At 34.0% G+C, this 19,325-nt stretch carries 18 protein-coding genes and 1 riboswitch; of the genes, 16 read left to right on the top strand and 2 right to left on the bottom strand.

The annotated features are described in order from the left end of the window. The first annotated feature begins 1 nt into the window (after position 1). The 3 genes from MHI39_RS22820 to MHI39_RS22810 all read left to right on the top strand — a co-directional run bounded on the left by MHI39_RS22820 (position 2) and on the right by MHI39_RS22810 (position 3,180). Positions 2–1,360 (top strand): MATE family efflux transporter, encoded by a 1,359-nt coding sequence (locus MHI39_RS22820; RefSeq protein ID WP_251344962.1) that lies wholly within the window; start codon positions 2–4, stop codon positions 1,358–1,360. 148 nt (positions 1,361–1,508) lie between these two features. After that, complete coding sequence (locus MHI39_RS22815; RefSeq protein WP_058003168.1) at positions 1,509–1,958, top strand: MarR family transcriptional regulator; 450 nt, start codon at positions 1,509–1,511, stop codon at positions 1,956–1,958. A 16-nt stretch (positions 1,959–1,974) separates the two neighbouring features. Next, positions 1,975–3,180 carry an MFS transporter gene (locus MHI39_RS22810; RefSeq protein ID WP_058003167.1) on the top strand — a complete coding sequence of 402 codons (1,206 nt, stop codon included), beginning with the start codon at positions 1,975–1,977 and terminating at the stop codon, positions 3,178–3,180. Positions 3,181–3,246: 66 nt separating this feature from the next. Here MHI39_RS22810 and MHI39_RS22805 read toward each other — a convergent pair whose 3' ends face one another. Beyond that, positions 3,247–3,732, bottom strand: a complete 486-nt coding sequence (locus MHI39_RS22805; protein ID WP_058003166.1) for a QueT transporter family protein — start codon at positions 3,730–3,732, stop codon at positions 3,247–3,249. 8 nt (positions 3,733–3,740) lie between these two features. Continuing rightward, positions 3,741–3,785: riboswitch (PreQ1 riboswitch) on the bottom strand. A gap of 110 nt (positions 3,786–3,895) precedes the next feature. On the opposite strand from MHI39_RS22805, the gene MHI39_RS22800 reads away from it, so the two are divergent. Beyond that, positions 3,896–4,210, top strand: coding sequence for an MGMT family protein (locus tag MHI39_RS22800; protein WP_071976404.1), 315 nt, complete (start codon positions 3,896–3,898; stop codon positions 4,208–4,210). Between the two features lie 101 nt (positions 4,211–4,311). Here MHI39_RS22800 and MHI39_RS22795 read toward each other — a convergent pair whose 3' ends face one another. Beyond that, positions 4,312–4,569, bottom strand: coding sequence for a hypothetical protein (locus tag MHI39_RS22795; RefSeq protein ID WP_058003164.1), 258 nt, complete (start codon positions 4,567–4,569; stop codon positions 4,312–4,314). A gap of 287 nt (positions 4,570–4,856) precedes the next feature. On the opposite strand from MHI39_RS22795, the gene MHI39_RS22790 reads away from it, so the two are divergent. The 12 genes from MHI39_RS22790 to MHI39_RS22735 all read left to right on the top strand — a co-directional run bounded on the left by MHI39_RS22790 (position 4,857) and on the right by MHI39_RS22735 (position 19,246). After that, complete coding sequence (locus MHI39_RS22790) at positions 4,857–5,798, top strand: endonuclease/exonuclease/phosphatase family protein (RefSeq protein WP_058003163.1); 942 nt, start codon at positions 4,857–4,859, stop codon at positions 5,796–5,798. A gap of 158 nt (positions 5,799–5,956) precedes the next feature. Further along, positions 5,957–6,733: an ABC transporter ATP-binding protein gene (locus MHI39_RS22785; RefSeq protein ID WP_259548100.1), complete on the top strand. Its 777-nt coding sequence runs from the start codon at positions 5,957–5,959 to the stop codon at positions 6,731–6,733. Positions 6,734–6,735: 2 nt separating this feature from the next. Then, positions 6,736–8,373: an ABC transporter permease gene (locus tag MHI39_RS22780; RefSeq protein WP_259548098.1), complete on the top strand. Its 1,638-nt coding sequence runs from the start codon at positions 6,736–6,738 to the stop codon at positions 8,371–8,373. 36 nt (positions 8,374–8,409) lie between these two features. Beyond that, positions 8,410–9,639 carry an aminopeptidase gene (locus MHI39_RS22775; protein WP_259548097.1) on the top strand — a complete coding sequence of 410 codons (1,230 nt, stop codon included), beginning with the start codon at positions 8,410–8,412 and terminating at the stop codon, positions 9,637–9,639. 82 nt (positions 9,640–9,721) lie between these two features. Further along, positions 9,722–10,423, top strand: a complete 702-nt coding sequence (locus MHI39_RS22770) for a peptidase E (RefSeq protein ID WP_278891291.1) — start codon at positions 9,722–9,724, stop codon at positions 10,421–10,423. Between the two features lie 50 nt (positions 10,424–10,473). Beyond that, positions 10,474–11,109 carry an NUDIX domain-containing protein gene (locus tag MHI39_RS22765; protein ID WP_278891289.1) on the top strand — a complete coding sequence of 212 codons (636 nt, stop codon included), beginning with the start codon at positions 10,474–10,476 and terminating at the stop codon, positions 11,107–11,109. Positions 11,110–11,124: 15 nt separating this feature from the next. After that, a complete protein-coding gene (locus MHI39_RS22760) occupies positions 11,125–11,718 on the top strand; it encodes a histidine phosphatase family protein (protein ID WP_259549430.1) in 594 nt (197 codons plus the stop codon). A gap of 170 nt (positions 11,719–11,888) precedes the next feature. Beyond that, positions 11,889–13,610, top strand: coding sequence for an ABC transporter ATP-binding protein (locus MHI39_RS22755; RefSeq protein ID WP_259548096.1), 1,722 nt, complete (start codon positions 11,889–11,891; stop codon positions 13,608–13,610). 1 nt (position 13,611) lies between these two features. Then, complete coding sequence (locus MHI39_RS22750; protein ID WP_259548095.1) at positions 13,612–15,456, top strand: ABC transporter ATP-binding protein; 1,845 nt, start codon at positions 13,612–13,614, stop codon at positions 15,454–15,456. A gap of 16 nt (positions 15,457–15,472) precedes the next feature. Next, positions 15,473–15,703 carry an excisionase family DNA-binding protein gene (locus MHI39_RS22745; protein ID WP_058003155.1) on the top strand — a complete coding sequence of 77 codons (231 nt, stop codon included), beginning with the start codon at positions 15,473–15,475 and terminating at the stop codon, positions 15,701–15,703. 3 nt (positions 15,704–15,706) lie between these two features. Beyond that, positions 15,707–16,105, top strand: coding sequence for a VOC family protein (locus tag MHI39_RS22740; protein WP_058003154.1), 399 nt, complete (start codon positions 15,707–15,709; stop codon positions 16,103–16,105). Positions 16,106–16,549: 444 nt separating this feature from the next. Then, on the top strand, positions 16,550–19,246 hold the full coding sequence (locus MHI39_RS22735) for a GTP-binding protein (protein ID WP_259548094.1): 2,697 nt from the start codon (positions 16,550–16,552) through the stop codon (positions 19,244–19,246). The last annotated feature ends 79 nt before the right edge of the window (positions 19,247–19,325 follow it).

Here is a 19,325-nt window from a genome sequence, read left to right as displayed (position 1 = left end):
AATGAATCAAACGTTTACGATAAAAGAAAAAACAAAACAAATTTTCATTCTCTTAATACCTATATTAATTACACAATTAGGTATGTTTTCAATGGTTTTTTTTAATACTATTTTATCTGGTAAGTATAACTCCTCCGATTTAGCTGGAGTGGCGATCGGTTCTTCCATTTGGAATCCTGTTTTTACAGGCTTAAGTGGGATATTGCTCGCTGTATCACCTATTGTAGCCCAACGTTTTGGTGAAAGAAAAAGCAAAGAAGTCTCTTCGATTGTAGTTAATGGGATCTATCTATCACTAATGATTGCTATAGTTGTTATCATTCTTGGATTTTTTCTGTTAAATCCGTTATTAGACTCAATGAATTTAGAAACAAGGGTTCAACATACAGCGCATGCTTATCTCGTAGGTTTAAGCTTTGGAATTATTCCTCTTTTTATTTTTAATGTACTCAGATCGTTTATTTATGCGTTAGGGAAAACTCGTATTGTTATGGTCATTATGATCTCTTCATTACCTATTAATTTCTTTTTAAACTATGTTTTGATATATGGGAATATGGGATTTCCTGAACTGGGTGGTGCAGGCGCAGGCTATGCCACGTCCATTACCTATTGGATGATTGCAGGAGTAACAGCCTTTATTATTAAAAAGCAAGATCCTTTTTCAACTTATCAAATCTTTTCAAACTTAAAAGATTTTTCATGGGGGAATTGTAAAGAAATCTTGAAAATTGGGGTACCGATGGGGCTTTCGACCTTCTTTGAAACAAGTATGTTTGCAGTAGTAACTATTTTAATTAGTAAGTTTAGCATTACAACCATTGCCGCCTATCAATCGGCATTGAATATTGTTTCATTTCTTTATATGGTACCTGTTAGCATATCCCTTGCTTTAACGGTGCTCGTAGGATATGAGGTAGGGGCTAAAAGGTACCGGGACGCTCGAATATATAGCTGGCTGGGCATTTGTCTAGCGATTATTATCGCTTTATTTACTGGACTTTTGGTTGTGTTATTCCGTTATAAAGTGGCAGGATTCTATTCAAATGAAGCAGCGGTTATTCAATTAACTGGTCACTTTTTAATATATGCGCTATTTTTCCAGCTATCGGATGCAATTCAAGTGACAGCACAGGCTGCATTAAGAGGCTATAAAGATGTAAATTTAGCATTTATCATGACATTGATTGCTTATTGGATGATTTGCTTGCCTGTAGGTTATCTTTTAGCCCATTTTACCAATCTTGGTGCTCCAGGATATTGGATTGGCCTAACATCAGGATTGTTGGCTGCTGGAGTAGGACTGTCATTAAGGCTTCTATATATCCAAAAAAGGAAATTTGTTATTTTAAGTGCATAAAAAATTGGAGCTATCTCTTTTAATATTTTATGAGGTAGCTCCTTTACTAATTTTTATATGGTTAATAAATAATTTGTATACAAACTATATTTACACGAATAATAATTATATGTATAATAATAATTGTGCTTGAAAGGAGAGCCTCTCTATGGAGATGTCAAAGGATAAATTAATCGGATTTGCTTCAGTTCGAACAAGTAGAAAGATTAGTCGACTATTAAATCATTATTTAAAGCCATATCAAATTACATCTGAACAATGGAGTGTACTTAGAACACTAAAAGAGTCGGATCATATATCTCAAAAGGAATTATCAGAGAAAGCCGATAAAGATCAGGCTACACTGACTAAAATTCTTGATTTGCTTGAAAAAAATGATTTTGTCAAAAGAGTAGCTAATCCTAAAGATAGACGATCCTTTCTCATTACTATTACCGAGAAAGGGACTGGGTTAGCTGAAGAATTATATCCATATATTGAGGGCATTTTTAGTAAGGTTATCGATGGAATTAATAAGGAATCGTTGGAGACATATTTAAATGTATTACATTCAATTGAGAGTAATACTGATTCACTTCTAAATGATATCAATAACTAGAAAGAAGGATTATTAAATGAACGAATCACCTAAGTTGTGGACACCACAGTTTATGGCCATTGTCTTAATGGCTTTTTTATTTTTTCTTTGTTTACAATTATTAACCGCTGGCTTTCCAGCCTTTATAACAGATGTGAAAAATAACCCAACTCAAGGCGGACTCATGACTACTATTTTTATGCTTGCTGCTATTGTGACCCGCCCGTTCGTAGGTTACTTGATTCATCGTGTAAATGTGAAGAAGATGAGCGTATTTACATTATTATTTGTTGCAGTAACATTGTCTCTTAGTTACGGACAGGAATCTGTTCCGTACTTGCTTCTTTTGAGAATTTTTCACGGTATTGGTTTTGGCATAATGACAACAATATTAGCTACATTGGCAACGAATATTATACCTAAGAAAAGGCTAGGTGAAGGGATTGGCTATTACGGACTTGCTACGAGTATCGGAACAAGTATGGCACCAATGATTGCCTTAGCTTTACTTGCATATATGCCTTTTAATACTTTATTAATCATTGCAGTGGTATTAGCTGTTATCACTTTTTTATGTAGCTTTATGATTAAAACACAAGAGGCACCTGTTTCAAGTAAGACAATCGAAAAGAAACTTTCTTTTAAAGAATCTATTTTCGATAAAAAGGCATTTATACCAAGTCTACTATGTGTTTTTTTCTCCATCACTTTAGGAGGGGTAGTTAGTTTTCTTCGAGAGCTTGGAAAAGAGGCTCATTTAGGTGGTACTGTTTCTTTATTTTTTCTTATTGTAGCCATTATTATGCTTGTTGCACGTCCTATTTCTGGAAAGCTTTATGATACTTATGGACATAAAGTAATTATATATCCAGCGATTATTTGTGGGGTCATTGGGTTATTTTTATTATCGATAACTAATGGTTCAGTAACACTACTTACCGCAGGCTTTTTCTATGGAATTGCATATGGAACTGTCACACCTACACTCCAAGCAATAGCTGTCAGCCTAGTAACGAAAGAAAAACAAGGAACGGCTAATGCAATGTATTTTTCAGCAATGGACTTAGGAATGGCCATTGGTTCTACTGGTCTTGGTATTCTTGCTGCTAATAAAGGCTTCCATTTTATCTATGGATTTTCAATTATTTGTCTTGTATTATTAATCCTCATTTACGCCTTACTATTTACGAAGAAAAAAGAAACCGAAGCACCAGTGTCTGACACGTATTATTCATTAAAGTAAATTTTTTATTTAAATAAAAGATATGAGAAAAAGCTATCACATTTATGCGATAGCTTTTTCTCTATTTTATAGTTGTTGTTCAAAATTCACGCGTTTATTTAAGTAATACATAATTGGAGCACCAATTGCCATTACAACAAACTCTCCAATTGCAGTCGTTACCCATGTAATCGTGAATGGCAAGTCAAAAGCCAGATGAAGTTCAATAGCGATGAGGAACATAGTAATTGTAAAGACGATCGTATTTACTATCATGCGTCCCCATATATTTTTAATAAATTTTGAAATGATGATCGTGATAAGTAAGGCAATGATAGATTGTCCAACCCCAAAAACAAGGTCATAAGCCCTCATAGGGGAAAAAAATAAATTGGTAAGAAAAACACCTAAGACAATGCCGATCATATACTTTTTGTTAAACACGACCAAATGATTAAATATTTCGGATACTCGGAATTGTATATTCGTAAACCCAAAGGGTTGAATGATAAACGACACGGCAATGTATAATGCAGCTACAATCCCATTTCCGACAAGAGTTTTGACTTTCATATTCAGTTCTCTCCTTAGTTTTTTATCGTGGGATGGTTTCGAACCACGTTTGAGTAAACACTCAAGATATAATAATATAATATATATAGAAAATTCGTCAATTATAACTAATGGCTGTTTTGGGAGAATGTGCTATTAAAATTAAAATAAGAGGGTAAGTTGAATGACCCCATTTACTGAGAGAGTCGTAACAATTATTCGAAATATACCGGAAGGAAAGGTAATGACTTATGGACAAATTGCTACAATTGCAGGTAGTCCAAGAGCTGCAAGGCAGGTTGTAAGAATTTTGCATTCTATGAGTAAGAAATATCAACTGCCATGGCATCGAGTGGTCAATTCCAAGGGAATGATCGGTTTTAAAGATGATGAGTATTATCATGTTCAAAAGTTCTCCCTTCAAAGTGAAGGGGTTGAATTTAATTCGAATGGAATCATCAATCTTAAAATATTTCAATATCAACCTGATAGTCTGTGAATACACGCGAAAAGGGGTGTCTAAGGGAGGGTGCTCCCCAATAAACACCCTAAATAAAGCCTGGCCAATTTTTCTTTAAAGTAAAGTCCAACTATATAACATTAAAGATCTCTAGAAAAAATAGTGACCCCATAAATATCGGAATTTTGCTCACATATTTTATCAAATCCACTTCTGATTAAACCTTTAGCTGCTGTTTGATAAGGTTCACTAGAACGTAAAAAACGTTCACATTTACCTGCTTCTCCAATAATGGTTACTTCAACAATTGTACGTGGTGATTTTGGATTTAATGGATTTCTTTCTGAAACGATCGTAACAACATCTGGTGGTTTCGGTATCATATCATTTAAACCCACTTTCTCACCTCATTTCTGTTAGGTTTACTTTATTAAATGTTCTTCTCAATAAAATTGCTTGTTTTACTATCATATAGATTAGAAGAAAAGGCATAATATTAAATAAAACGAGAGTTATATAATCATATAATTTAATGCTCGGTATTCCAAATATCGCTTCCTTCAGGATGTTTAGATGAGAATGGAGGAACAAAACAAAGAAAAATATACTTCATTTTTAGTATCCCAGTCTATCTGTAGTGCATTTTCATATACTATACAGTGGGCTTAAGAATGGGGGTGTATAAATGAAAATAAGGGATAAATTTCGTCTTTCTTTTCTCACATGGAATTTGTATATGGGGGCGGAATTGCCACCACTGTTTACCGCTGTTAGAAACCAAATTCCGAATTTAGTATCAGATGTGTATCGGCAATTTCTTGCAACCAATTATCCACTTCGTGTAAAAGCGATTGCTCGTGAAATTGCACAAAAGAAGCCAGATTTAATAGGTCTTCAGGAAGCTGTAAAGTGGCAGTTAGAAATCCCGAATTTTCGAACGATCACCTATGATTTTGTACAGATGTTAATAATTGAGCTAAAAAAGAAAGGCTTAGACTATGCCCTTGTTGTTCAAAATAATAATACAACAGTAGAGCTTCCAGACAGTAATGGTAATTTAATTCGTTTGATGGATAGGGATGCGATATTAATACGAAATCAAAATAGATTGCAAGTGAATAAAAGAATGAAGGCTAATTTTCAAACGAATCTTAATATACAAATTCAAAATCAACAGATGGAAATTCTACGAGGATGGTGCTCGATTGATATTAGACTTGATAGAAAACAATTTAGATTGATTAATACTCATCTGGATACGCAAATAGATATTCAGATCCAGCAAGCAAGGGAAATAATTATTGGACCGGCTCAAACAGATTTGCCTCTAATAGTGATGGGAGATTTAAATTCTAATGCGATGACCAATGACTCGATAACATATAAACAGTTCAGCGAATTTGGTATGCAAGATATATGGATAAATAGTGGAATAGATACCGGTGTTACATGCTGTCAGGGACCTGATTTATTGAATGCTGAATCAAGTCTAGATAGCCGTATTGATTTTATTCTATATAAAAATGGTTGGACACCAATAGAGGCAGAGATCGTAGAAGGTAGAACAAATACGGGGTTATGGTCTTCGGATCATGCAGGTGTATCTGCAAAAATGTATCTAAATTAAAATTTCATGAACAGCAAGACTCGTCATTAAGACGAGTCTTTTTTTTGAGCAATTCCTTCCCCTTTATAGAAGATTACGTAGAAAATCGTTTGTCATGGTTTGAAAGTAATTATGTTACTATTAACTAAAATGGAAAAAATTAAGGGGGGATTCTGAAAATGGAAGGAATTTTGACAATAAATAATTTAAGAAAAAGCTATGGAGCGAATGAGGTTTTACAGGGGATTGACCTTACAGTATCAAGAGGGGAAATTATCGGTTATATAGGACCAAATGGTGCGGGGAAAAGTACAACTGTAAAGATCATTCTTGGTATTGAAGAAGGATATACAGGTGAGGTTAAGCTATTTGGAAAAGATATATCAGATGGAAATATTGAATATAAGAAAAAAATCGGCTATGTTCCTGAAATTGCTGAAGTATATGATACTTTAACTGGATTCGAGTATTTAACTTTTATTGGTGAATTATATGGAATGGATTTTGATTTGGTAGAATACAAGGCTAAGAGATTAATGGAATTGTTCGGAATTGGGGACGTTTATCATTCAAGAATTTCTTCTTATTCTAAAGGGATGAAGCAAAAATTACTAATCATCTCAAGCATGTTGCATAATCCAGAAATTTTATTTTTGGATGAGCCAATTAATGGATTAGATGCGAATAGTGTAATGATATTTAAGGAAATATTATCTCAATTAGCAGAACAAGGGAAGACCGTGTTTTATTCATCACATATCATGGATGTAGTAGAGAAGATTAGTAGCCGAATTATTCTGTTGAATGGTGGAAAAATTGTCGCTGATGGAAGCTTTGTTGAATTAAAAAATCAAAACAAGGAAGGTACATTGGAGGAAATCTTCAATCAATTGACCGGGTTTAATGAGCATAAAGAAATTGGTGAAAGATTTGTATCCATTGTTCAAGAGGTGTGACTATGGAAGATTTTCGAACCTTAAAAATTCTTGATCGTTGCCAAGGTTTATTCGAAAAAATGGGTGTTGATTACTCCATCTTGAGAAAAATTTTAAAAGTCAAGCTAATGATGGATCAAAGAAGAGTTCCTACTATATTTAGCCAATCATCAAAGAAGAAAAAAGACAACAATAAACAAGAAACGAATGGATTTATTAAATCCTTATGGATTTATGCGTTTATTGGTTTATTTACGATTCCATTTATTGTATTTGGAACAAATTATATGTTTCAGATGAGTATTGTTTTTGGGATAGTTATGTTTATGGTTATGACATCAATGATATCTGATTTTTCTTCTGTATTATTGGATGTTCGTGATAAAAATATACTACATACAAAACCAATTAACCGTAAAACAATAAGTATCGCAAAGTTTGTCCATATCTGTATCTATTTAGTTCTTCTAACTACATCGATTACGGCTATTCCAATGATTGTAGGATTATTTAGGCATGGTATTGTATTTTTCATTATTTCAATCATTGGATTAATTTTAACGAATTTATTAATTGTTGTGTTCACTGCATTATTGTATATTTTTGTTTTAAAATTTTTTGATGGAGAAAAGCTGAAAGATATCATTAACTACGTACAAATTGGTTTGTCTTTGGCATTAATGGTTGGTTACCAGGTACTTATTCGCTCATTTGAAATCTTTGATTTTGACTTCGTATTACATCCACATTGGTGGCATATATTTATCTTTCCTATGTGGTATGCAGCTCCATATGAATGGATAATAAATGGCCAAAGTTCAATGTTCTATATAGTGTTCTCTTTGCTAGCTATAATGGTTCCTTTGATTGCCTTTTGGATATATCTTCGTCTCGTTCCAGCCTTTGAAAAGAATCTGCAAAAGCTTTCAAACCAAAGTAAATCTAAACTAATTAAGCGTAGAGGCTGGAAAGAGTGGTTATTAAGCTGTATTTGTCGAAGTAAAGAGGAAAGGGCATTCTACCGATTTACAACTTTAATGATGAAGCATGAACGCGATTTTAAATTAAAAGTCTATCCTTCATTAGGCTTTTCCTTCGTAATCCCATTTATTTTTATTTTTACAACCATGAATCATAGGGGATTTAATCAAGCTGGAAGTAAATCCTATTTAACTATTTATTTTAGCATGTTAATTATTCCAACTGTTGTGATGATGCTTAGATATTCTGGGAAATACAAAGGAGCTTGGATATTTAAAACATTGCCAATTAAGGATTATTCACTATTATTTAAAGGTACATTAAAAGCATTTTTAGTAAAACTATATTTACCAATTTATTTAGTACTAAGTTTCATTTTTATCATCATTTTTGGCATAAAGATTGTACCTGATTTAATCATTATTTTAATAAATTCCTTTTTGTATACGATGATAAGCTTTCTTTTTTTGGAAAAATCAATCCCGTTTTCTGAAAGCTTTGAAACGATTGGGCAAAGTGAGGGATGGAAAATATTTGTCTTATTTATTCCAATCGCTCTTCTCGCTGGAATTCACTATGTTAGCTTGCAGGTTCCAATTGGAATTTATATTAATATCGTAATATCTTTTATTACCAGTTTGATTCTTTGGAAGATAGGATTAAGAAAGGTACGAATATAAAATGCCCTTTGGGAACAAGGTCTTGGAGGAGATAATATGATGTTTGATCAACAATTAGAAAAATATGCAGAGCTTGCTGTCAAAGTAGCACTTAATATACAAGAGGGACAGCTGTTATGGATTTCAGCACCAACAGGTACTGAAATTTTAGTAAGAAAGATTGTGAAGCAAGCGTATCTTACTGGTGCGAGAAATGTTCATGTTAATTGGTACGATGAAGAAATAAAGCGTACACATTATGAATTAGCTTCGAATGAAGTGTTTAAGCAATACCCTAAATGGCTAGTAGCTGCACATGAGGAGCTAGTAGAAAATGGTGGGGCCTTTTTACAAATTGAAGCCGACGATCCCGATTTATTAAAAGGGATTTCAATCGATAAAATTACAAATTGGCAGAAGGCACAAGGGGATGCGCTGGATCATTTTTATGAAGCAATTGATACGGATAAAATTAGCTGGTCCATCATTGCTATGCCATCGAAAAAATGGGCAGATAAAGTTTTTCCCCAGCTACCTGAGAGGGAGCGGATTCCAGCGCTTTGGGAGAAAATTTTTCAAGCAGTTCGCATCGATCTTGAGAATCCAGTAGATGCTTGGCGAAAACATATAGATGAATTATCGGAAAAAGCTAATTCTTTAAATGAAAAACGGATTAAAAAGTTACATTACAAAGCAGAGGGCACTGATTTATGGATAGAACTTCCAGAAAGGCATCTCTGGTTGACAGGGAGCAGTGTGAACTCAAATGGTGTGACTTTTATCGCTAATATGCCTACTGAAGAAGTGTATACGGTTCCTCATCGAACGGGTGTAAATGGATATGTATCAAGTACAAAGCCATTAGCTTATCAAGGAAATGTAATTGAAGATTTTACTCTTACCTTTGAATCGGGAAAAATTGTGGATGTAACAGCAAAGGTAGGTCAGGAATTATTAGAGAGATTAATAAAAACAGATGAAGGTGCTTCTTATTTGGGCGAAGTAGCATTAGTTCCTCATAATTCGCCAATCTCTAATTCACAATTACTATTTTTTAATACTTTATTTGATGAGAATGCATCGAACCATTTAGCGATTGGTTCCGCATATCCAACTTGTTTAGAGGGAGGACAACTCCTTTCAGAAGAAGAAAGAAAAGCTGAAGGTCTAAACGATAGCATTGTTCACGAGGACTTTATGATTGGATCTGCCAAGATGAATATTGATGGCATTTTAGATGATGGTACAAAAATAGCCATATTTCGTAATGGTAATTGGGCATTTTAGAGATTATATCTACTTCTTTAAAGGGAATAATGACCGAATCAAAGAATCATATATTTAAAATTATAAGAAAGAAGCGATCGAGATGAGACAAATTATTGCCCTTGGTGGTGGTGGATTTTCTATGGAACCGGAAAATCCATTGTTGGATCGTTATATCTTACAACAATCAAATCAATCAGCACCAAGAATTTGTTTTCTTCCTACTGCGAGTGGAGATTCTGACAATTATATTCAGCGATTCTATCAATTTTTTGATAAACAATTATGTCATCCCTCTCATTTATCACTTTTTAAACCTCCAACAAGAGATTTAGAGTCGTTCATTTTAGAGAAAGATATTATTTATGTTGGAGGAGGAAATACTAAAAATTTATTAGCTTTATGGAGAGAGTGGGGACTAGATCTTATATTGAGAAAAGCTTGGGAGCAAGGTACCATATTAGCAGGTATTAGTGCTGGCTCTATATGCTGGTTTGAGGAGGGATTAACTGATTCATTTGGTACTAGCCTTGAACCGATTCAATGCCTAGGCTTCATAAAAGGTAGTTGTTGTCCCCATTATGATGGAGAGATTGAGAGAAAACCAGCATACCAAAAGATGATCTATTCAGGAAAAATAAACTCGGGTGTAGCAATAGATGATGGAGTGGCAATCCATTATGTCGACCAAAAAATGAACAAGATCGTTAGCTCGAGACCTGAAGTAAAAGCATATGAAGTCAAACGAATAGATAATGAGGTTATTCAAAATGAACTGGAAGTAAATTATTTGGGGACGAAATAGTATGTTCACTATAATTACATTCTTTAAACAGTTGAATTGGAGATAATATAATGGAGTATCTTAAAATATTTAATGATGAGAAAGAGCCCGTAGGTATCGCATCACGTGAAGAGGTACATAAAAAGGGTTATTGGCATGAAACATTCCAATGCTGGTTTATTAGTAAATGTAAAGATAAGTGGTTTGTCCTGCTTCAAATTAGAAGTAGAAATAAAAAGGACTATCCAAACTTGATTGATATTACAGCCGCTGGTCATATCATGGCAGATGAAGCAGTTGTAGATGGTGTTAGAGAAATTCAAGAAGAGCTAGGAATTAATGTGAAATTTAACGAATTGATTTCTTTAGGAATGATTGATTATAGTGTAAAGCATAAAGATCTTATTGATAATGAGTTGGCAAATGTATTTTTATATAAAAGCAATCATACGTTTGATGATTTTACCTTGCAGAAGGAAGAAGTTTCAGGGATTGTAAGAATCGAATTCTCCTCCTTTTATGAATTTTGTACAGGCATGCAAGAGGAAGTTAGGATACAAGGTTTTGTTTTCAATCAGAAACATGACAGAGTTCATATCAATCGAATCGCCAAGAAACATGAATTTGTCCCGCATGAAAGATCATACTATGAGACAATTGCAAGAAGAATAAAGGAAAAGATTGAAGAAGAGAATGAAGGACAATGAAAAGGGTGAATGACAATTACTTCAATTTGTTTAGTTCGACATGGAGAAACAGACTGGAACGTGATGGGAAAGATTCAGGGAAGAACAGATATACCATTGAATGCTAAGGGAATATTACAGGCAAAAGAATGTGGAGAATTTTTGAAAGGAACCAATTGGGATGTTATCATTTCTAGTCCTTTAAAAAGAGCAAAGCAAACAGCAGAAATCATCAATACATATTTACATATTCCGCTTGAAGAAATGGATGAATTCGTTGAACGTCACTTTGGAAAAGCGGAAGGTATGACTTTAGAGGAAAGAATGACTGCATACCCTGATAAGCAATATCCGAATCAAGAAGAGATTTTATCTGTAGAAAAACGTGTGAAAATAGGGATTAATAAAATTCATGAAAAGTATAAAGACGGAAAAGTACTTCTTGTTGCCCATGGGGCAGTAATCAATACTATCTTATCTTTATTTTCAGATGGTGAACTAGGTTATGGAAAAACAAATTTAGTTAACGCGTGTATTAGTAATATTGAATACTTTCAGGAAAAGTGGAAAGTGAAGGATTATAATCAAATTTCTCATCTATCGCAATACAGGAATAATGAAAAAGGCTGAATCATTAGGGTGAATCAGCTTTTTTCTATTTTCAAGATTCATTATACACAGAGATATTATACTAATCATTTATAGAGTGTATTTTATTTAGGAATACGAATAAAAATAAGTGACTATTAATACGTAAAGAGGTATCTTAAAAGTAGTAAAATCAGACAAGGATGACAGGGATGAAGTTTTTAAATAAATATATAAAAAAATATTGGTTTCCATTTAGTGTCGCCGTGTTGTTTTTAACCTTTGAGGCTATTTGTGATTTGCTGCAGCCAACAATCATGTCAAAGATCATCGATGTCGGTGTGGCTAATAGAGATTTAGATTATGTGTTTAAATATGGGGGACTGATGCTATTAATAACAGCTGGAGGTGCAATTGCCGCTTCTACACGGAATATATTATCAAGTATTGTGTCGCAAAATTTTGGTTCGGAGCTTCGTTCAGATTTGTTTCGAAAGATACAGTTTCTTTCTTTTAGAAGCATAGACAAGTTTGACCGTGCATCGCTTGTAACGAGACTAACAAATGATGTGACACAGGTCCAAGTGTTTGTAAATGGGTTGATGAGGATATTTGTTAAAGCACCGCTATTATGTGTTGGTGGACTGATCATGGCAACCAAACTAAATGTGCATTTAGCCGTAGTTTTAGCTGTAGTTGTTCCGCTTGTAGCATTAACGATTATTGTGAATATGAAGATTAGTTTTCCTTTTTTTATCAAAGTGCAAGAAGCATTAGATAAGGTGAACGGACTTATGAGAGAATACTTATCTGGAGTTCGTGTAGTTAAGGCTTTTAATCGTTTTGATTTTGAAGTAAATAAGTTTAATGATGCAAATGCAAAATTTCAAGATCGATCGATCTCGGCAATCAGAATCATGTCAATTTTTAGCCCGATCATTATGTTAGTGGTGAATTTGGGGATTGTTGCGGTGTTATGGATTGGCGGCATTCGTGTGGATCATGGTCAATTACAGGCAGGGACAGTTATTGCATTCACTAACTATATGACACAAATTCTTTTTTCTTTAATGATGATTTCTATGGTATTTAATATGTTTGTGCGAGCGAAAGCATCTGCAAGCAGAATTGGAGAAGTCTTTGCAGAAAACAATGAAATGACTTGGAAGGAAAATGACACAAAAGCTGTAACAAAAGGGCAAATTGACTTTGAACAGGTAACTTTTTCTTATAATGGTTCGGGAGATCCGATACTAAAGAATATAACCTTCACTTGTTTACCAGGAGAAACTGTGGGGATTATTGGCTCAACAGGCTCTGGGAAATCAAGCTTAGTTAGTTTGATTCCACGATTCTATGATGTTCATTCAGGAAGGATTAAAGTGGATGGGAGAGACATTAAAGAAATCCAGCCTAGCAAATTGAGAGAAAAGATTGCTATAGTACCTCAAAAAACGACATTATTCACTGGATCAGTCATTGAAAACATTCGATGGGGAAAAGAAGATGCGTCATTTGAAGAGATTCAAAAGGCTGCAAAAATGGCACAGGCCCATGAGTTTATTCTAGAAACTCCAGAAGGGTATGAGACCCGAATAGGTCAAGGTGGAGTGAATTTTTCAGGTGGACAAAAGCAACGATTATCGATTGCACGTGCGCTAGTTAAACAGCCTGAAATCCTTATTCTTGATGATAGTACAAGTGCTCTAGATATGGTAACGGAGTCTAGATTAAAAGAGTCACTAAAAAAATACTCTACTAATTTGACATGTCTTTTAATTGCTCAGAGAATTACTTCTATAATGGATGCAGATAAAATTCTTGTTCTTGATGATGGGGAGATTGTAGGTATTGGAAAACACGATGAATTAATAAAACACTGTAAGGTGTATCAAGAAATTTATCGATCTCAAATTGGAGAAGAGGTGAGGTAGAGTGTCGGAACAAAAGGCTAGTCAACCAAACAACTTTCAGCGACCAGGCGGTGGACCACGAGGGCATGGGGGTAGAGGCGGTCCAATCGTTAAACCGAAAAATTTTACAGGTACATTAAAGAGACTTTGGCGTTATTTCGGAAACGAGAGAAAAATTCTATCCACGATTTTGATATTTATTGTCGTTGATTCACTCATTACCTTATCCGCACCGTATTTGATTGGTAAATCAATTGATGCAATGACCATTGGTGGAAAAGTAGATTTCGGATTGCTAAAAATGACAATACTCGTCCTATTGATCGCTTATGTTGCTGACGGTATACTTACATTCTTACAAGGTTGGTTAATGGCTGGCGTATCGCAACGAATTGTCAAACGTCTACGAAGTAACTTATTTAAAAAGCTACAAAAGCTTCCTGTATCTTTTTTTGATACACGTACTCACGGAGAGCTAATGAGCAGACTTTCAAATGATATTGACAATGTCAGCAATACCATTTCACAGTCCACCACCCAATTAATGTCTGGCGGAATTGTATTAATTGGATCATTAATCATGATGCTGATCTTGAGTCCCGTCTTAACATTAGCTAGTCTTGTAACAGTTCCATTAGTCTTTTTATTAACTCGAACCATTGCTAAAAAAACTCGAGTATTATTTAAAAACCAACAAATTCAGCTTGGTAAATTGAATGGACATATTGAAGAAACGATATCTGGAATTCAAGTCGTCAAAGCTTTTAATCATGAGGACAAAGCGATTGAAGAATTTGAAGATATCAATACAAAACTAAAACAGGTGGGGTTGAAAGCACAAATCTGGTCTGGTTTTCTAATGCCCATCATGAATGTAATAAATAATTTTGGATTTGCGGTAGTTGCTATCATTGGTGGTTTGCTTGCTGTGAAAAGTTTAATTACTATTGGTGTTATTGCAAGTTTCCTCACTTATTCTAGGCAATTTGGTAGACCATTAAATGACTTAGCAAATATATTTAATGTGCTTCAATCAGGTGTTGCAGGTGCAGAACGGGTCTTTGAAGTACTTGATGAAAATGAGGAACTACCAGATAAGGAAGGAGCAATAACATTAGCACAACCGAAAGGGCATGTTGTATTTAATAATGTAACTTTTGGTTACCGATCAGATGCTCCTATACTTAAAAATGTTAGTTTTGAATCTGAAATAGGCTCGAGCTCTGCACTTGTCGGTCCAACGGGTGCTGGCAAAACCACAATTGTAAATTTATTAACTCGCTTCTATGATGTGACAAGTGGAAATATTTATTTAGATGGTAAGGATATTCGTGAGTATACAAGGGATAGCTTACGGAAATGCTTTGGTATTGTCCTACAAGACACCTATTTGTTTTCAGGAACTATTAAGGACAATATCAAATATGGAAAACCAAATGCGACGGATGCTGAGGTTCAAGAAGCAGCAAAAATGGCAAATGCAGATGTGTTTATTCGTAGATTGCCAAAAGGTTATGACACCATGCTTTCCGAAAATGGTGGTAACTTGAGTCAAGGACAACGGCAGCTACTTGCGATTGCCCGTGTTATTCTAGCTAAACCAGCATTACTTATTTTGGATGAGGCAACAAGTAGCATAGATACTCGAACTGAGCTACATATTCAAGATGCATTATTAAAAGTGATGGACGGAAGAACAAGCTTCATCATCGCCCATCGTTTGAATACAATTCGTGAAGCTGATACGATTATGGTAGTTGATCATGGGGAAATTGTTGAAAAAGGAAGTCATGATGAGTTAATCGATAAGCAAGGGATATACTATCGTATGTTTTTTAATCAGTTTAAAAATATTGAAGGTGTATAGAATCGAGGGGTAAACCATGTATTTAACGATAAAGGAAACATCTGAATATTTATCACTGCCAGAGACCTCTATTGAAAAATTAATTATGCAGGGTAAGATTCGTTTTGTTCATGATGGTGAACAATATCTATTATATAAAGACCAATTTAAAACCCATATAGAGCAAATGGAAAAATATAAGAAAAGGGTCGAAGAATGGTACAATGATCCCATTCCTGAAGATCCCGATGTAAAGGATGAGGATTAATCAATGAAAAAAATTTATCCACATATAACCATTGAGAATTGCAAAGAAGCAATTGAATTTTATGCTGAAGTACTGGATGGTCAAATTAAGAATACTAAACTTGCTGATGGAATTGAAATGTTTAAGGGTCATGAAGGTAAATATATACATGCAGAATTACATTTCCCTAATGGATTTGTTATTTACTTTAATGATGTATTTGGCCATACACCGATCAAAGGAAACAACATTGAGATTGGTTTAGATCTTGAAAGTGAAAACGAAATCAATAAAATTTACGGTGCCCTTTCAAAAGATGGAAAAGTAGGCATGGAGCTTCAGACTACATTTTGGAACGCCACTTATGGGAAGGTAACAGATAAATTTGGGATTACGTGGGAATTGAATTACCAAAAGGAATAAAGAGTGGGGTCTCCTCCACCCTTTACCCTTTTTGAATTACTTATGGTACTAATCCGATACAATGGATATTTAAAATAAAATGGTATGATTCCCTAAAAATTCTATGCAAAAATCAATTATTTCCACTCAATAACTACATTCCTAAAACATACTCTACTCTTATTATTCTTACCATTCACTTTTTTGTAACAAAAGTATAATTCGTAAATTTTAGAATAAAAGCTTACATTTCAAAAATGTTAAAACTGTTACTTAAGCCACTGTTTCTGTATCGAAAATGAAAGTAAAATGAAATTCATTGTAAATATTCATTTGTTAGAATACTAGAATACAGTAAGTATACATATTCAAAAGGTTTTCATAGTTTAGTAAAAGGGTAGTATATTTTAAGGACTATTCGCATTAAATGATTATGTAAATATGTCATATCGGGGGATTTATAAAATGACCTTAGAAGAGGTATTAATTGAAAAACAATATTATAAATATACATTCATGAAGGAGGGAGTAATCGATCCTCCTGTACGAGTATTAGGAGAGGCTTATGTTATAGAGAACCAGAAGGAATTTTCTGATCTGTCCTTTATTCGTTATGCACAAGGTGAGGTTTACTTTCACAATAAAGATTTTGAATCAGCAATTTTTAAATGGGAAAATATTAATAATGAATTAGAGCCATGGGCGAAAAAAAATATGGCAGATGCCTACTTTGAACTTGGGCTATTTTCTGCTGCTGAAGATTTATACCATTCAATTACTTCAGACTCCCAAGTCCTCACTACAGAGTTATCTCTCAAACTTTTTAACGTATATAATGTTCAAGGAAAAATGGATAAAGCTGTTGAAACAATTAAGGAAGCAGTTGCTTATAATCCAGATCATTTAGATGTTGCAACGATTGCACGAGAGTTTTTTGAAGAAAACGAGGATTGGAACAATGCAGTAGAATTAGCAGTAAATTCTGCAAGTAGCACAGTATCAATGGATTGGTTTGAGATATTAAAGAGATATAGTGATGAAGGCAAAACAAAACAATTTCCACCAAGTTATTTCAGTAAAGTGTTAACAGTCCTATATATAGAAAATCAATATCTATTTGAGAAATTAGTTTCCTCTTTATGGAGAAGTTATCAGACAGAAGCAAAGGATGTCTATATAGATTGGATCAAAGAGATCAATTTGCTTCTTATCAATATGGAAGATAGTAGTTCAAATGTATGGAGCGAACTATCCCAACTGTACTTTGACACGTATTCTGGTTTATTAAATGGGGAGCTCCTTGTTAAAGAACTGAGTACAATTATTCCGTATCATTTAGAAAATTGGCTGAAAATAGCGGATTCTTCAAAACAATTAGTGGCTTCGGCATCAGTATTAGCGTGGGAAGAAATATTTCCATCAACCTTTAATCAAGATGTTATACGTAACGCCGAAACTTTAATTATTCAATCAACAGGGGACATCGATGTATTAGAGGAAAGTTTAAAACTATTCCAGTCCATTTTACATTGGGCAGAATTGCAAGATATGCAGGTGGATTATTCTTTAAAATGGATGGTCCGTGAGCTATTAGATTTGGGAGTCCATCACCTTCTTGTCACCGGTTCTACAGAAAGTGGAAAAACGGATTGGGTTAATTCAATACTAGGAGGTCAAATCCTAGGTACACCTTCTGCTTCAGTCATCATGTATAAAGATTATGATGATTTGGAGATTGCGGAAATAACAGAAAATGGCATGAACTCTATCGACAGTATATCTGAATTTCATGATGCAATTTCAAAGCGAATGTTAATTGAGTGTAAACGGCCGGCTGATATTCTTAATAAAAATCAAATTACGATTATAGAAGCACCAAGTGTGAAAGAAGAAAGGTCTGTTAAGGAGTTTTTATTAGCTGATACTATAGTAGCGGTACTAAATCCAGATGAATATAATTGGGATGAAATAACGGAGCTGCAAAATCAAAGCGAAAATGTACCCATTCATTTTGTGATTAGCCAGTCAGAGAATCTTTATAATGAGCAAAAGATAACACTCCTAAAGGAGGAACTCCATTCTAGATATCCATATGCAAAGGTGTTTATCAATAAAAATAGTAATCAGCAGTATGAATTGGATCAATTTATACAAAATATTACTAAAGAGATTTATGTGGAAGAAGCACGAACATTAAAAATTCTAGGTTCTATTCGATTATTGATGTCAACTATTTTAGGAAAACGTGTGGAAATGGAGAATGCTTTAAATGATTCTATAAAATGGGACGAAGATATGATAGCAAAATTAGGTGGCGCTATTCATCAACTCCAAGATTTAGAAAGTGAAAAAATTAAAAGCATTACTGGTTCCTATCAATTTATTAAAAATGAAATTAAACAAGAATTATCTGAATCCATTCCTAAAATACTTAAAGGCTGTTCAAGTCTTATTAATGAGAGCAGTGATTTCCGAAAGCTTCATTTAGAGTTAAATGAAGAAATGAACTCTCGAATTCAAGGTCACTTATACAGTAAGGTAATGCCATATTTCTATACATCCATCCGAAGCTGGATTGCAAATGCAGAAGAAGAATTTTATCAAAGTAGAATTTTTCTAGAAGAGATGCGAAATGGCTTTAATACCTTATATGGAAAAGACCAATTACAGTTACACACAGATAGCAAAATCATTGATGATTGGCGACGTGATGCAGAGAGAATGAAGAATGGGATACGAATGGAAAAGGTTAATATTCTATTAAGACATACGCCTAGCCAAGTTTTGTTGAAAAGTGCGGGTAAATTATTAGGCTCCCTTACACAAAATAAATCTATGCTAAGTAGCCGATATAAAAAGTTTATAGAAAACGAGGACTATCAAGCGATAGTGGATTTAGTAACTGAGAAGTTCCTCGTACAATTTGAATTATTTGAAACAGCAATAGAAAGAGATGTTAGTATGTTTTTCCAAGAACCTCTGTCAGAGCTTGAAAAAACAGTCCAGCAAACATTAATTTCTCGAAAAGAAAATGAAAATAGATTAAATAAAATGAAGTCTAACCCTGAATTTTTCCAAGACCCACTAACTTTATTTAAAGTGAAATTAAGACAATATGAATGGATTGTAGATGTGAACAAGGAAATAAGTTTAGTAAGATAAACAATTTTTACTGTAGCTAGGATGTATAAATCCTAGCTTTTTTTAAGCTCTTTTCTTAAGTCATTGAGAAAAGAGCTAC

This window comes from Heyndrickxia sp. FSL K6-6286, from assembly GCF_038630395.1.
Lineage (GTDB): Bacteria > Bacillota > Bacilli > Bacillales > Bacillaceae_C > Heyndrickxia > Heyndrickxia oleronia.
This window is presented reverse-complemented; position numbering and strand designations above follow the sequence as displayed.